Genomic DNA, 13,679 nt, shown 5'->3' on the forward strand with positions numbered 1-13,679 from the left:
GCTGAGTAAAGGAACGACAACCTCATGGGTATTCGTAAGTACAAGCCGACCACGCCGGGCCGTCGCGGCTCGAGCGTCTCGGACTTCGTCGAACTGACTCGCACCACGCCGGAGAAGTCGCTGCTGGCCCCCAAGCCGAAGACGGGTGGCCGCAACAACACCGGACGCATCACCACGCGTCACATCGGTGGCGGCCACAAGCAGGCGTACCGCATCATCGACTTCAAGCGTTACGACAAGGACGGCGTGCCGGCCAAAGTCGCTCACATCGAGTACGACCCCAACCGCACCGCCCGCATCGCGCTGCTGCACTACGCCGACGGCGAGAAGCGCTACATCATCGCTCCCCAGGGTCTGTCCCAGGGCACGCCGGTCGTCGCCGGCGAGGGCGCTGACATCAAGCCCGGCAACAACCTGCCGCTGCGCAACATCCCCGTCGGCACCACGGTGCACGCGGTGGAGATGCGTCCCGGTGGTGGCGCGAAGCTCGGCCGTTCGGCCGGTGCCTCGATCCAGCTGGTCGCTCGCGAGGGCAAGTACGCCACCCTGCGCATGCCTTCGGGCGAAATGCGCATGGTCGACGTGCGCTGCCGCGCGACCGTCGGTGCCGTCGGCAACGCCGAGCAGTCCAACATCAACTGGGGCAAGGCCGGCCGCAGCCGCTGGAAGGGCGTTCGCCCGACCGTCCGCGGTGTGGTCATGAACCCGATTGACCACCCCCACGGTGGTGGCGAGGGCCGCACCTCCGGTGGTCGTCATCCCGTGTCGCCCTGGGGCAAGCCCGAGGGTCGCACCCGCGACAAGAACAAGGCGTCGAGCAAGCTCATCGTCCGTCGTCGCAAGTCCGGCAAGAAGCGCTGAGAAGGAGCCTGATTCATGCCACGCAGCCTCAAGAAGGGCCCCTTCGTCGACGAGCATCTGGCCAAGAAGGTCGATGCCCAGAACGACAAGGGCACCAAGAACCTCATCAAGACCTGGTCACGTCGTTCGATGATCATCCCGGACATGCTGGGACACACCATCGGCGTGCACGACGGTCGCAAGCATGTCCCGGTGTTCGTGACCGAGGCGATGATCGGGCACAAGCTCGGTGAGTTCGCCCCGACCCGCACGTTCAAGGGTCACATCAAGGACGACAAGAAGTCGCGCCGGCGCTGATTGACGCGAGACAAGGAACTGACACTTTTATGAGCAACACAGATCGACCGAGCCGTCGCGCTGCCCTGCTCGGTGATCGTCCGGGTTCGTACGCCATCGCGCGTCACGTCCGGATGAGCCCGACCAAGGTTCGTCGCGTCGTCGACCTCGTCCGCGGCATGCCGGTTCAGGATGCCCTGGTGACCCTGAAGTTCGCCCCGCAGGCGGCTTCGGAGCCCGTCTACAAGGTGCTGGCCTCGGCCGTCGCCAATGCTGAGCAGACCGAGGCGCTCCGCGCCGAGCAGCTGTTCGTCTCGCAGGCCTTCGTCGACGAGGGTGTGACCATGCGTCGCATCCGCGCTCGTGCGAAGGGTTCCGCGAGCCGCATCCTGAAGCGCGCCGCCCACATCACCGTGGTCGTCGAGCCCAAGGGTGAAGCCGCTCCTGCCCGCAAGAAGTCGGCCAAGACCACCCAGACCGAGAAGGAGGCCTGAGCATGGGCCAGAAGATCCATCCCACGGGCTTCCGTCTCGGGACGAGCACCGACCACACCACCCGCTGGTACTCCGAGAAGAACTACGCGGAGTTCGTGGCCGAGGACGTCAAGATTCGCGCCTTCCTGGTGAAGACCTTGGAGCGTGCGGGCATCTCGTCCATCGAGATCGAGCGCCGTTCCGAGCGGATCAGCATCTTCCTGCACGCCGCTCGTCCGGGCATCGTCATCGGCCGCAACGGCGCCGAGGCGGAGCGCGTCCGTGGCGAGCTCGAGAAGCTCACCGGCAAGCAGATCCAGCTGAACATCCTCGAGGTCAAGAACCCCGAGATCGATGCCCAGCTGGTCGCCCAGGGTGTCGCCGAGCAGCTCGGCGCCCGCGTGGCCTTCCGCCGCGCGATGCGCAAGGCTCAGCAGACCGCCATGCGGTCGGGCGCCAAGGGCATCCGCATCAAGTGCTCCGGCCGTCTGGGCGGCGCCGAGATGAGCCGCTCCGAGGGTTACCGCGACGGCCAGGTGCCGCTGCACACCCTGCGCGCCGACATCGACTACGGCTTCTACGAGGCCCGCACCACCTTCGGTCGCATCGGTGTCAAGGTGTGGATCTACAAGGGTGAGGTCACCGGAACCCGTGAGGAGCGCGCCCGCCAGCGGCAGGAGCGCAACGCGGGCCAGGGTGGTCGCCAGCGTCCGGGTCGTCGTCCGGCCCGCGGCGAGGGCCGCACCGATCGTCCCGAGCGTGGCGGACGCCGCCGCGCCGAGGCTGCCGAGGGCGCTGCGCCCCAGGCGGCTGCCACCACCGAGAACGCAGGAGCCTGATCCATGCTGATTCCTCGTCGCGTGAAGTACCGCAAGCAGCACCACCCGCATCGCGACGGTGCTGCCAAGGGTGCCACCAAGCTCGCCTTCGGTGAGTTCGGCATCCAGGCGCTGGAGTCGTCCTACCTGACCAACCGTCAGATCGAGGCCGCTCGTATCGCCATGACCCGCCACATCAAGCGTGGTGGAAAGGTGTGGATCAACGTCTACCCCGACCGCCCGCTGACCAAGAAGCCCGCCGAGACCCGCATGGGTTCCGGCAAGGGTTCGCCCGAGTGGTGGGTTGCCAACATCAAGCCGGGCCGGGTGCTCTTCGAGCTCTCCGGCGTGTCGGAGGACGTGGCCCGCGAGGCCATGCGTCTGGCCATCCACAAGCTGCCTTTCAAGGCTCGCTTCATCAAGCGGGAAGCAGGTGAACTCTGATGCCGAAGACCACCTCGGCTGCAGATCTGCGCGGCCTGAGCCGTGAAGAACTGAACAGCAAGGTCCGTGAGCTGAAGGAAGAGCTGTTCGGTCTGCGCTTCCAGTCGGCCACCGGCCAGCTCGAGTCGCACGGCCGTCTGCGTGAGGTCCGCAAGGACATCGCCCGCATCTACACCGTGCTCCAGGAGCGCAACCTGGGCATCGTCGCTGACCCCGACGCTGAGAAGAAGGCCTGATTCAGATGACTGACAAGACCGCTGAGAACACCGAGGCTCGCGAGAGCTTCCGCAAGGTGCGCGAGGGCATCGTCGTGTCCGACAAGATGGACAAGACCGTCGTCGTCGCCATCGAGGAGCGTGTCACCCACGCCCTGTACGGCAAGGTCATGAACAAGACCCTCAAGCTGAAGGCCCACGACGAGAACAACGAAGCCGGCATCGGCGACCGCGTGCGCGTCATGGAGACCCGTCCCTTGAGCGCCACCAAGCGCTGGCGTCTGCTCGAGATCGTCGAGAAGGCCAAGTGATCCTGGTCTGACCAGGTGGCCTGCTCGGGCTCTCGTCCGACAGTTCTGCACACGGCCCGTCCCTTCGGGGGCGGGCCGTGTTGCGTTGCCCGGCGCATGGTTACCAACGTCTACACCGTGGCTCACCTCACTGGCTCTCACGGGGGGTCATCCAAGCCTGCGTGGAGAAGTTTGTAGGCCTGCGGGGTGCGGGGGTGGGCGGGGCTGAGGGGGTGGGCGGGGGAGGACGGCGGGCGGCGGGGGATCGTCCGGGGGCGTCGTCGGTCTGTCAGTGGTCGGCCCCCAGAGCCGCTGCCTAGATTCGGGGAGCACCCACACCGACGTGGAAAGGAACCCCCCATGACCTCACCCCGCCAACGACGGACGACGCCCGTCACCCGTCTGGTCGCCCTGGTCGCGGCCGTCACCATGACTCTGCTCGGGCTGGTCACGGCGCCGATCGTGGCCCGCGCCTCGACGACCCAACCCGAGCTCAGCCCCACCCCGTACCAGGGCTGGAACACCTACTACGGCCTCGGCGGAGACTTCGACGAGACCTCCGTGCTCGAGCAGGCCCGCTCTCTGGTCTCGACCGGCTTGGCCGATGCCGGCTACGACATCGTCTGGCTTGACGGCGGCTGGCAGGCGCCCGCGCCCCGCGGTGACGACGGGCTGCTGCGGGCCGATCCCGATCGCTTCCCCCACGGCATGGCCTGGCTCACCGAGCAGCTGCACGCCCTCGGGCTGAAGGCCGGCATCTACACCGATGCTGGCCCCTACGACTCCCGGTACTGCGGGCTCGGCTCCGGCGGGCACCAGCAGACCGATGCCGACACCTTCGCCGCCTGGGGCTTCGACGCCGTCAAGGTCGACTTCCTGTGCGGGTTCGGCGCCAAGCTCGACCCCGAGCCGGCGATGACCGCCATGGCCCAGGCGCTGAAGAACAACGCCTCGGGTCGTCCGATGATCGTCAACCTGTGCAACCCGGTCACGGGGGAGTGGGGTGGCGGCACGCCCGAGGAGTGGCAGGCGACCCGCACGTGGGAGTACGCGCCGGCCATCGCCGAGTCGTGGCGCACCTACACCGACGTCGGCTTCGTCGGGCAGATCAAGTTCTCCGACGTGCTGCGCAACTTCGACGCCAACGCCGCGCATCCCGAGGCCGCCGGCCCGGGCCACTGGAACGATCCGGACTACCTCGGGCCGCAGCTGGGCATGACCGACACGGAGTTCCGCACGCAGTTGTCGCTGTGGGTGATGTCGGCGGCGCCGCTGGTGATCGCCAGCAAGGTGTCGACCCTCAGCCCGGCCAGCGTGGCCGCGCTCACCGATCCCGACCTGATGGCCATCCAGCACGACCGCCTCGGACGACAGGCCACCCGCGTGGGTGCCGCCGGCGCGACCGAGACCTGGGTGCGCCCGTTGGCCGACGGATCGAAGGCCGTGCTGCTGCTGAACCGTTCGAGCGACACCGCCGAGGTCTCGACCACCGGATCGGCGGTCGGGATCAAGGGCAAGCTGACCGTGCGCGACGTCTTCACCGACACGCTCACCCGGTCGGCGGGCACCCTGCGCGCGACCGTGCCCGCCCACGGGGCCACCGTGCTGCGGGTTGCCCCCGAGGCGTCGGGCAGCGTCGCACCCCGGGTGGTGCTCTCGGCCGACGCCGTGCTCGCCGAGGCCGGCGGCACCGTCGAGCTGCCTGTGGCGCTGGTCAACGATGCGCCGCAGGCCGCCGATGAGCTCGCCCTCACGGTGCGCACCCCCGAGGGCATCACACTCGCCTCGTCGACCGTGCCCGAGGTGGTCACCCCGCGCCGGACCGGACGAGCAACCGTCACCCTGGCCATCGCCGACGGGGCCCCGCTGGGGTCGTCGGTGGTCGAACTCGAGCTGACCAGTCAGGGACGCGTGCTCGATCGGCTGCAGGTGACGGTGACGGTGGCGCCGCCCGCCCCGAGCGGCACGGTCGTGCTCAGCCATCACCCGTGGATCAGTGCCACGTCGGGGTGGATGGACCCGACCGTCGACCGCTCCGTCGGTGGGTGGACGCCGCTGCTGGTCAACGGCACCGAGTACGCCACCGGCATCGGCATCGCCACCCCGTCGGAGATCCGCTGGTTCCTGGGCGGATCGTGCCAGCGGCTCACTGGTGCGGCCGCCATCGATGACGCGGTGAAGTTCGACCCCAGCGGCGCCACCGCCGAGTTCCAGGTGATCGGTGACGGCCGCGTGCTGTGGTCGAGCGGTCTGGTCGTGCGCGACCAGGTGCACCCGTTCGACCTCGACGTCAGCGGAGTGGCCGACCTGCGGTTCGTGGTCACCGATGCCGGTGACGGCGGTTACAACGACCGAGCCGACTGGTTGGAGCCGACGGTCACCTGCTCCTGAGGGGGCCGCTCAGTCCCTGAGAACCAGAACTCGGTTCTGGTTGTCCCCAGGTGGCCTCTTCGGGCCCCTGGGGCCAACTGGAACCGAGTTCTGGCGAGTGGCCGATGACGCCGCGCCGGGCGCCGTGGTGAGATGCATCATGGCGACACGCGATCGACTTGGGGCGGCCACGGCTCTGCTCGCGACCGTGAGCATCGTGGTGAGCGCTCAGGGGTGCAGTGGTACACCTCATTTTCCAACTGGGCGCCCAACGAGGGAGCCGCATCATCGTCACGCCCGATCCGGATGACCCCTCGACGGACATGACCCCGCGCGTGGACACAACCCCCCGGTCGTGAGCGAGACCGGTGGCGGTCAGTCAGGTTCGGCAGGCGGCTGTTCGCGGGCCCGGTACTGCGAGGGGCTCACGCGGTGGATGCGGCGGAACTGCCGCGAGAAGTAGAGGCTGTCGGGGTAGCCGACCTCGGTGGCGATGCTGGCCACCGTGCGGTCGGTGGTGTCGAGCAGGGTGCGCGCCGTGCTCATGCGCAGCCGCGTCTGGTATTCCAGCGGACCGAACCCCGTGGCCTTGCGGAACATCGCCGAGAAGTGCGAGGTCGACCAGCCGGCCAGCGCAGCCAGCTCCGGCACCGCCAGATGGGCCGACACATTGGTCTGGATGTGCTGGATCACCTCGGCGACGGGGTCCTGACGGCCGCCGGTTCGGGTGAGCGGACGACCGTCGGCGATCAGTGCCGTCAGCAGATGCCAGGCCGCCCCCGAGGCCGCGACCAGCGAGGTCATGGTCTCGTCGGTTTCCATGCGCCGCAGGATCGAGTCGATCAGCGTGCTGGCCCGGGTCACCTCGGCGATCCGGAAGACCGGTTGCTGGGCGGTCGCCCGCATCGCCGCCACCAGGGCATCGGCTCGGCTGCCGGTGACGTGGATCCACCAGATGGTCCAGGGGTCGTCCGGGTCGGCGTGGTAGCGGTGCGGGCGGCCCGCCGGGATGACCAGCACCTCGCCCGAGCGCACGCCGTGGGTGACCCCGTCGAGCGTGAGCTCGCCCGCGCCCTGGGTGCACAGGATGATGATGTGCTCGGCGCACGAGCGGCGCGACTTGGAGTGATGGCGGGCATGCGGGAAGAAGCCGGCATCGGTCACCAGCAGCGGCGCGGTCAGCGCCCGCTGCCGTGCCTGGTCGACCACGGGGCGCGGCAGCACCCGCAGTCGCTCGCCCGGGAAACCCTCGGGGAAGTCGTCCTCGTCCATGATCGCCTCCTCTTGGTCCGAGCGAATGGTCAGACTCTGCCAGAACTGTCCATGTTCAGGGAAGGGTGAGCGCGCACTCGGCCCGTCACGTCGTGGAAACATCCATCAGCTGCGTGAATCGAGTCATGGTGGGCGACCCCGCCCCGCGGCACAGTGGTGCGGTGACCACTCCGGCGACCGCAGACCCCACCCTCGTCCAGCTCCGTCGAGAGGGGGTGTCGGTCGTCGTGCAGCTCGGACGAGGCCTGCCGCGCATCCTGCACTGGGGCGCCGACCTGGGCGACCTCACCGCGGACGACCTCGAGGCCATCGTGACCCAGACCACCGCCACCATCGGCGACTCCGAGGTGCACGCACCCCAGCCGGTCAGCGTGCTGCCCCAGCTCACGGACGGCTGGGTCGAGCGGCCCGCCATCGCCGGCCGCCGCGCTGACCACACGGCGTGGGCGCCGAGCTTCAGCCACCGGGAGCACCGGCTCGACGAGCACGCGCTCACCGTGACCGCCGTCGACGAAACGAGCGGACTTGAACTGTCGGTCACCCTCGCCTTGGTGGCCGGGGGAGTGCTCACCACGGACGCACGCCTGACCAACACCGGCGACACCCCCTACGAGCTGACCGCGCTCGAGCTGCACCTGCCCGTGCCGCACCGCGCCCGCACCCTGTTCGACGTCACCGGACGCTGGGCCCAGGAGCGCACCCCGCAGCGGCGCGAGTTCCAGGTCGGCCACTGGGTGCGCGAGTCCCGCGGTGGCAAGCCCGGCTTCGAGAGCCCGTGGGTGACCATCGCCGGCAGCGACGACTTCGGCCACCGCCGGGGCGAGGTCTGGGGCATCCATCTCGGTTGGTCGGGCTCGCAGGTGGCCGTCGCCACCCGCACCCCCTACGACACCCGCACCCTGTCGGCCGGTGAACTGCTGCTGCCCGGCGAGGTCGTGCTCGCTCCCGGCGAGAGCTACACCTCGCCCACGCTGTTCGGCAGCCACGGGGCCGGCACCGACGCCATGGCCGCGCGGTTCCATGCCCTCGTCCGGTCGTGGCCGAATCAGCGGGCGGCCACCCGCCCCGTCACCTGGAACTCGTGGGAGGCGGTCTACTTCGACGTCGACCCCGACACCCTGGCCGAGTGCGCCCGCCGCGCCGCGAGCCTGGGCGTCGAGCGGCTGGTGGTCGACGACGGCTGGTTCACCGGGCGGCGCGACGACACCTCGTCGCTGGGTGACTGGACGATCGACCCCGCCAAGTTCCCCCACGGCATGAAGCCGCTGGCCGACCTCGTGCACGACCTGGGCCTGGAGTTCGGCCTGTGGGTCGAGCCCGAAATGGTCAACCTCGACTCCGAGCTGGCGCGCACCCACCCCGAGTGGCTGTTCGACGCCGGCCACGGCCCCGGTCTGCCCAGCCGCCACCAGCACGTGCTCGACCTCACCCACCCCGAGGCCTACGCCCACGTGCTCGAGCAGATCTCGGGAGTGATCGCGGAGGTGGGCGTCGACGCCCTCAAGTGGGACCACAACCGCTACCTGCTCGACGCCGGCCACCAAGCCGACGGACGAGCGGCCGTGCGCGCCCAAACCCTGGCGGCCCGCCAGCTGATGCGCGACCTGATCGAGCGCCACCCCGGGCTGCAGATCGAGTCGTGCTCGTCGGGCGGAGGCCGCGCCGACCTGGGCATCATGCAGATCGCCACACGCATGTGGCCCAGCGACATCAACGACCCCCACGAGCGCAGCCACATCCTGGCGGTCACCGAGCTGCTGTTGCCGCCCGAGGTGATCGGCACCCACCTGGGCGCCTCGCCCGACCACATCACCGGACGATCCCCCTCCCGCGACCTGCGCGGACTGCTCGCGCTGGGCGGGCATTTCGGGGTGGAGGCCCCCCTCGAACGCCTGCCCCAGTCCGACCTCGACGAGCTCGGCCACTGGATCGGCGTGCACCTGCGGTACCGCGACCTGCTGCACGGGGGCGCGGAAGGGGACGGCCGCGTCGTGCACCTCGACAGCGACCCCGCCATCGCCGTCCGCGGGGTGGTGGCCGCCGACCGTTCCGAGGCGCTGTTCAGCTACCTCGTGCTGCATCGTCCCGCGACCTGGCCGCCCGAACGCTGGCGGGTCGAGGGCCTCGACCCCGATGCCCGCTACCGCGTCGAGGCCGTACCGATGACCGCGCCGACCCCCGCGGAACCCGCCTGGCTGCAGGCACCCTTCACCACCACCGGTCGCGCGCTGGCCGAGATCGGCCTCGAGGGCCCGCGCCTCAACCCCGACACCGGCCTGCTGATCCACCTGGAGATCGTCCGATGACCACCCATGCCCCCCACGTCGCCACCCCCCACGACCCTGTCGGCCTGCCGACTCGACCGGACGACCTGGCCGCCGACCGGGTGGCCGTCTGGGAGCAGCCGCTGACGCTCCCGACCTACCACCCCGACAGCCCCTCGGCGCACCCCGAGTTCCTCGGCAACCGCGTCTACCAGGGCTCGTCCGGGGCGGTCTACCCGATGCCGCTCTATGAGTCGATCGCCGCCGAGGCCGTGCCGCACGCGTGGCGGGCCGTGCACCTCGAGAACGACTGGCTGCGGCTGGTGGTGCTGCCCGAACTCGGCGGGCGCATCCACATCGGCTACGACCGGGTGCGCGACCACGACTTCTTCCACCGGCAAGACGTGATCAAGCCCGCCCTGGTGGGGCTGGCCGGCCCCTGGATCGCCGGTGGAGTCGAGTTCAACTGGCCGCAGCACCATCGTCCGGCCACCTACCTGCCGGTCGAGGTCGAGGTCGAGCACGGCGGCGACGGTTCGGTCACCGTCTGGTGCTCCGACCACGACCCGCTCACCCGCATGAAGGGCATGCACGGCATCAGGCTGTACCCCGATCGCGCCGTGATCGAGGTGTTGGCCCGGCTGCACAACCGCACCGACATCACCCAGACCTTCCTGTGGTGGGCCAACGTGGCCGCCCGCGTCGACGAGCACTACCAGTCGTTCTTCCCCAACGACGTGCGCTTCGTGGCCGATCACGCCAACCGCGCCACCACCGGTTTCCCGAGGGCCGACCGCCCCTACTACGGGGTCGACTACCCGGCCCGGGTGACACCCGAGCACCCCGACGCCGACCGGCTCGACTGGTACCGCAACATTCCGGTGCCCACCAGCTACATGGTGCTCGACACCGCCGATGAGTACTTCGGCGGCTACGACCACGCCCGGCGCGCCGGTTTCGTGCACTGGGCCAGCCGCGAGGTCTCGCCCGGCAAGAAGCAGTGGACGTGGGGCGATCACGAGTTCGGTCACGCCTGGGATCGGGCGCTCACCGACGACGGCGGCCACTACGTCGAGCTGATGGCCGGCGTCTACACCAACAACCAACCGGACTTCACCTTCCTGCAGCCGGGGGAGACCAAGACCTTCAGCCAGCTCTGGTACCCGATCGGTGAGCTGGGCACCGTGCAGCAGGCCAATCCCGATGCCGCCGCCAGCCTGGTGGTCGAGGGGAACGTCGCCCGCGTCGGGGTGCAGGCCACCCGTCGGCTCGCGGACTGCGCCGTCGAGGTGCTGGTCGACGGCGAGGTCGTCGAGACCCTGCCCCTGGGTGAGCTGGCGGCCTCCGCGCCGGTGCTCCGCGAGGTCGCCCTGCCGGTCGCCGGTGCCGTCGAGGCCCGGGTGGTCAGCGAGGGACGACGCGTGCTCAGCGTTCGTCCGGTCGGCGAGGCAGACCACGCCTCCGACGGCTTCACGGTGCCCCCGCCCGCCGTCGAACCTCGCCCAGCGGACGAGGTCGCGAGCAACGACGAACTGTGGTTCATCGGCTCGCACCTGGAGCAGTACCGGCACGCGACCCGCTCGCCCGAGACCTGGTGGCTCGAGGCACTGCGCCGCGACCCGGGCGACGTGCGCTGCAACACCGGCATGGGCCTCCGCCGGTTCCGCGCCGCCGACTTTGCAGCCGCCGAGACCTACCTGCGCGCCGCCGTCACCCGCACCAACGCGCTCAACCTCAACCCGCGCGACGCCGAGGCGCACTACCTGTTGGGCCTCACGCTGGCCCGGCAGGGCCGGCTCGATGAGGCGTGGGCGATCCTCGCGCGCGCCGGCTGGGACGGTCACTGGTGGGCTCCCGCCCAGATGGCCCTGGCCCGCATCGAACTGCTCCGCGGTGAGAACGAGACGGCGGCCGAGCGGCTGCTGACGCTCGTCGAGACGCTGCCCCAGCACCTCGAGGCCCGCAATCTTGCCGTCGTCGCCCTGCGGAGGTTGGGGTTGGACGAGGACGCCGCCGCGCTGCTGGCCGGCACCCGCGAACTCGACCCGCTGGACGCGTGGGCCAGGGTGCTCGCGGGCGGCACGCTGGCCGACCCGCTGACCTGGCTCGACGTGGCCAAGGAGTTCGAGCGCTGCGGATCCTGGGCCGACGCCCTCGCCGCCCTGGCCGCCGCCGAGCAGGCCGCGCCCGTCGAGGGCATGACCGGCGCCGCGGCGCTGGTGGCGCACCACCGGGCCTTCGTCCTCGCCCGGTCGGGTGCCGACGACGACGCGGTTCGCCAGGCGCTCGTCGACGCCCGCTCGGCCGACGCGCGGTGGGCGCTGGCGATCGACCACGACGACGTCGCGGTGCTGCGCTGGGCCGCCGAGGCCGACCCCGAGGGCTGGCTCGCTCCCGCCCTGCTGGGCAGTTGGCTGATGCACTGGCGCCGCCCCGACGAGGCCGAACGCGCCTGGCAGCGCAGCTGGAACCTGCACCCGAGCGCCGTCGTCGCCCGCTGCCTGGGGCTGGTCGCGCACAACCACCACCACGACGTCGAGGCCGCCTGGACCTGGTACGAGCGGGCCCGCGAGCTGGCGCCGGACGATCCCAAACTGCTCTCGGAACTCGACCAGTTGGCCCAGCTGCGCGGCGACGACCCGGCCGAGCGGTTGGCCCGGCTCGACCGCCAGCCCGAGGTGGTCACCCGCCGCCACGACCTGGCCGCCCGCCACGCCGGGCTGCTGGTGCTCACCGGACGGGCCGACCAGGCCATCAACGCCATGACGGCCCGCCACTTCCAGCCCTGGGAGGGCGGGGAGGGGCAGACGCTCGCCACCTGGGAGGCCGCCCAGCTGGCCGCCGCCCTGGCGCACCCGGACGAGGCCCCGGCCCACGTTGGGGCGGCCCTTCGTCCGCCCGCCTCGCTGGGGGAGGACCGGCACCTGCTGGCCAACCACGCCCACCTGTTGCTCGCGCTCGGGGACGCCGAGCGCGACGCCGAGGCGAGGGCGGCGTGGCGGCGGGCGGCGGAGTCGTCCGGCGACTTCCGCGAGATGGCGACCACCGAGCACTCCGACCTCACCTTCTTCCAGGTGGTGGCGCTGCGGCGCCTCGGCGAGCACGACGCGGCGGACGCGCTGGTCGCCGACCTCACCAGGTTCACCGACCAGCTGGCGGCGACCGAGGCACGCATCGACCACTTCGCGACCTCACTGCCGCAACTGCTGCTGTTCGTGCGGCACCCCAACGCCGACCGCGACGACCAGGTGGCCGTGCTGCGGGCCCAGCTCGAACTGCTGGCCGGCGTCACGAGCGGCCCGGCACTGGCCGAGGCGCGCCGGCGCGTGCCGCACCACCTGCTGCTGTGGCTGAGCGAGCGCACCGCGTGACGGCCGGCATCCCATGGCCCACACTGACCGGGCCAGCGGGCGCGCTCACGGTGTGGCCCGAGCGCGGCGCGAAGATCACCTCGCTGACCGACGCGAGGGGTTTCGAGTGGCTGGCCCCGTGCCGGCCTGGGCGCGAAGCCGAGGCAAGCTTCGTCGACGCCGAGATGGGCGGGTGGGACGAGTGTGCCCCCACCATCGACCCCGTCACCCTGCCCGACGGCCGGCTGCTGCCCGACCACGGCAGCCTGTGGCATCGCCCCTGGTTGGTTGTCCGGCAGGCTGACACCCTGGTCGCCGAGGTGTCTGACCCAGACCTGGGGTTCGCGCTGCGCCGGGTGATCACGGCGACCCCGCAGGGCTTCCGGTTCGACTACGAGGCGACCCTGCTCGCGGACACCGGGCTGGGGGGTGCCCAGGAGCTGCCGTTCCTGTGGGCCGCCCATCCGCAGTTCGTGGCCCCCGAGCGGGTGGTGGTGCCGGGCCTGACCGAGGTGGTCGAGACCCATCCCGGCAGGGGAGTGCGGCACCCGTGGACCGGCCAGCCTCCGCCGGCGGCGCGTTCCGGCGCCCAGGCCTGGAAGGCGTGGGCGGTCGATCCCGAGCATCTGGGGCACCCCGGGTACCTGGGGCGCCATGACCAGGACTCTCAGGCCTCGCCGCAGGTGACCCTGCAGACCGCGGACGACCGCTCCCTCACCCTGCGTTGGGGAGGGGCGGCGACCGGCTGTGCCCTGTGGTTCGACCCGGCGGAATACGCCGACACCCCGGTGGTCGCCATCGAACCCGCCACCGCCTCGACGGACGGGGCCACCGGCCCCGGTGTGCCGCGGTTGACCGGGGCGGCACCGCTGCGTTGGTGGGTGGATCTCGAGCTGGCCGGAGGCCTCGTCCGCGATTAGGTCGCAGCGTCGGCCTGGGATACGCTTGAGCGGTTGTGTCCAGGTCTGTGCCCTCGGGTTCACCCCCGACGGGGACCTTTCCTGGAGTTTGGCAACTCCCACACGTTCGCGTGCGGGATGCCTCCT

At 70.7% G+C, this 13,679-nt stretch carries 12 protein-coding genes; 11 read left to right on the top strand and 1 reads right to left on the bottom strand.

The features are described from left to right. Nucleotides 1-24 precede the first annotated feature (24 nt). From rplB to ACSDQ9_RS06430, 8 genes are all read left to right on the top strand, one after another. On the top strand, nucleotides 25-861 hold the full coding sequence (gene rplB, locus ACSDQ9_RS06395; RefSeq protein WP_435145096.1) for a 50S ribosomal protein L2: 837 nt from the start codon (nucleotides 25-27) through the stop codon (nucleotides 859-861). A gap of 15 nt (nucleotides 862-876) precedes the next feature. Beyond that, complete coding sequence (rpsS, locus tag ACSDQ9_RS06400) at nucleotides 877-1,158, top strand: 30S ribosomal protein S19 (RefSeq protein WP_435145098.1); 282 nt, start codon at nucleotides 877-879, stop codon at nucleotides 1,156-1,158. 29 nt (nucleotides 1,159-1,187) lie between these two features. Continuing rightward, nucleotides 1,188-1,631 (top strand): 50S ribosomal protein L22, encoded by a 444-nt coding sequence (rplV, locus tag ACSDQ9_RS06405; protein ID WP_435145099.1) that lies wholly within the window; start codon nucleotides 1,188-1,190, stop codon nucleotides 1,629-1,631. 2 nt (nucleotides 1,632-1,633) lie between these two features. Further along, nucleotides 1,634-2,449, top strand: coding sequence for a 30S ribosomal protein S3 (rpsC, locus tag ACSDQ9_RS06410; protein WP_435145101.1), 816 nt, complete (start codon nucleotides 1,634-1,636; stop codon nucleotides 2,447-2,449). Nucleotides 2,450-2,452: 3 nt separating this feature from the next. Then, nucleotides 2,453-2,872, top strand: coding sequence for a 50S ribosomal protein L16 (rplP, locus tag ACSDQ9_RS06415; protein ID WP_435145104.1), 420 nt, complete (start codon nucleotides 2,453-2,455; stop codon nucleotides 2,870-2,872). Beyond that, a complete protein-coding gene (gene rpmC, locus ACSDQ9_RS06420) occupies nucleotides 2,872-3,108 on the top strand; it encodes a 50S ribosomal protein L29 (RefSeq protein WP_435145107.1) in 237 nt (78 codons plus the stop codon). Before rplP ends, rpmC begins: the two co-directional genes overlap by 1 nt. A 5-nt stretch (nucleotides 3,109-3,113) precedes the next feature. Then, nucleotides 3,114-3,398: a 30S ribosomal protein S17 gene (gene rpsQ / locus ACSDQ9_RS06425; protein WP_435145110.1), complete on the top strand. Its 285-nt coding sequence runs from the start codon at nucleotides 3,114-3,116 to the stop codon at nucleotides 3,396-3,398. Nucleotides 3,399-3,737: 339 nt separating this feature from the next. Next, nucleotides 3,738-5,768: an NPCBM/NEW2 domain-containing protein gene (locus ACSDQ9_RS06430; protein ID WP_435145113.1), complete on the top strand. Its 2,031-nt coding sequence runs from the start codon at nucleotides 3,738-3,740 to the stop codon at nucleotides 5,766-5,768. A gap of 354 nt (nucleotides 5,769-6,122) precedes the next feature. Here ACSDQ9_RS06430 and ACSDQ9_RS06435 read toward each other — a convergent pair whose 3' ends face one another. Next, the gene (locus ACSDQ9_RS06435) at nucleotides 6,123-7,019 is read right to left on the bottom strand and encodes an AraC family transcriptional regulator (protein WP_435145115.1); all 897 of its coding nucleotides are present in this window, start codon (nucleotides 7,017-7,019) and stop codon (nucleotides 6,123-6,125) included. A gap of 161 nt (nucleotides 7,020-7,180) precedes the next feature. Between ACSDQ9_RS06435 and ACSDQ9_RS06440 the strand changes: the two genes are divergently transcribed. Genes ACSDQ9_RS06440 through ACSDQ9_RS06450 form a run of 3 tightly spaced genes read left to right on the top strand, consistent with a single transcriptional unit; the run spans nucleotide 7,181 to nucleotide 13,553 of the window. Further along, a complete protein-coding gene (locus tag ACSDQ9_RS06440) occupies nucleotides 7,181-9,325 on the top strand; it encodes an alpha-galactosidase (protein ID WP_435145117.1) in 2,145 nt (714 codons plus the stop codon). Then, nucleotides 9,322-12,654 carry a DUF5107 domain-containing protein gene (locus ACSDQ9_RS06445; RefSeq protein WP_435145120.1) on the top strand — a complete coding sequence of 1,111 codons (3,333 nt, stop codon included), beginning with the start codon at nucleotides 9,322-9,324 and terminating at the stop codon, nucleotides 12,652-12,654. The genes ACSDQ9_RS06440 and ACSDQ9_RS06445 overlap by 4 nt, the downstream gene beginning before the upstream one ends. Then, entirely contained in the window at nucleotides 12,651-13,553 is a 903-nt protein-coding gene (locus ACSDQ9_RS06450) for an aldose epimerase family protein (protein ID WP_435145122.1), read from the top strand. The genes ACSDQ9_RS06445 and ACSDQ9_RS06450 overlap by 4 nt, the downstream gene beginning before the upstream one ends. The last annotated feature ends 126 nt before the right edge of the window (nucleotides 13,554-13,679 follow it).

The organism is Aestuariimicrobium soli (assembly GCF_051192575.1).
Classification (GTDB): domain Bacteria; phylum Actinomycetota; class Actinomycetes; order Propionibacteriales; family Propionibacteriaceae; genus Aestuariimicrobium; species Aestuariimicrobium soli.

What these genes read in the sequence shown, in the direction of transcription:
- rpsQ (WP_435145110.1), top strand. Translation starts at nt 3,114, where the DNA reads ATGACTGACAAGACCGCTGAGAACACCGAGGCTCGCGAGAGCTTCCGC.
- rpsS (WP_435145098.1), top strand. Translation starts at nt 877, where the DNA reads ATGCCACGCAGCCTCAAGAAGGGCCCCTTCGTCGACGAGCATCTGGCC.
- ACSDQ9_RS06430 (WP_435145113.1), top strand. Translation starts at nt 3,738, where the DNA reads ATGACCTCACCCCGCCAACGACGGACGACGCCCGTCACCCGTCTGGTC.
- rplV (WP_435145099.1), top strand. Translation starts at nt 1,188, where the DNA reads ATGAGCAACACAGATCGACCGAGCCGTCGCGCTGCCCTGCTCGGTGAT.
- rplB (WP_435145096.1), top strand. Translation starts at nt 25, where the DNA reads ATGGGTATTCGTAAGTACAAGCCGACCACGCCGGGCCGTCGCGGCTCG.
- ACSDQ9_RS06435 (WP_435145115.1), bottom strand. Translation starts at nt 7,019, where the DNA reads ATGGACGAGGACGACTTCCCCGAGGGTTTCCCGGGCGAGCGACTGCGG.
- rplP (WP_435145104.1), top strand. Translation starts at nt 2,453, where the DNA reads ATGCTGATTCCTCGTCGCGTGAAGTACCGCAAGCAGCACCACCCGCAT.
- rpmC (WP_435145107.1), top strand. Translation starts at nt 2,872, where the DNA reads ATGCCGAAGACCACCTCGGCTGCAGATCTGCGCGGCCTGAGCCGTGAA.
- ACSDQ9_RS06445 (WP_435145120.1), top strand. Translation starts at nt 9,322, where the DNA reads ATGACCACCCATGCCCCCCACGTCGCCACCCCCCACGACCCTGTCGGC.
- rpsC (WP_435145101.1), top strand. Translation starts at nt 1,634, where the DNA reads ATGGGCCAGAAGATCCATCCCACGGGCTTCCGTCTCGGGACGAGCACC.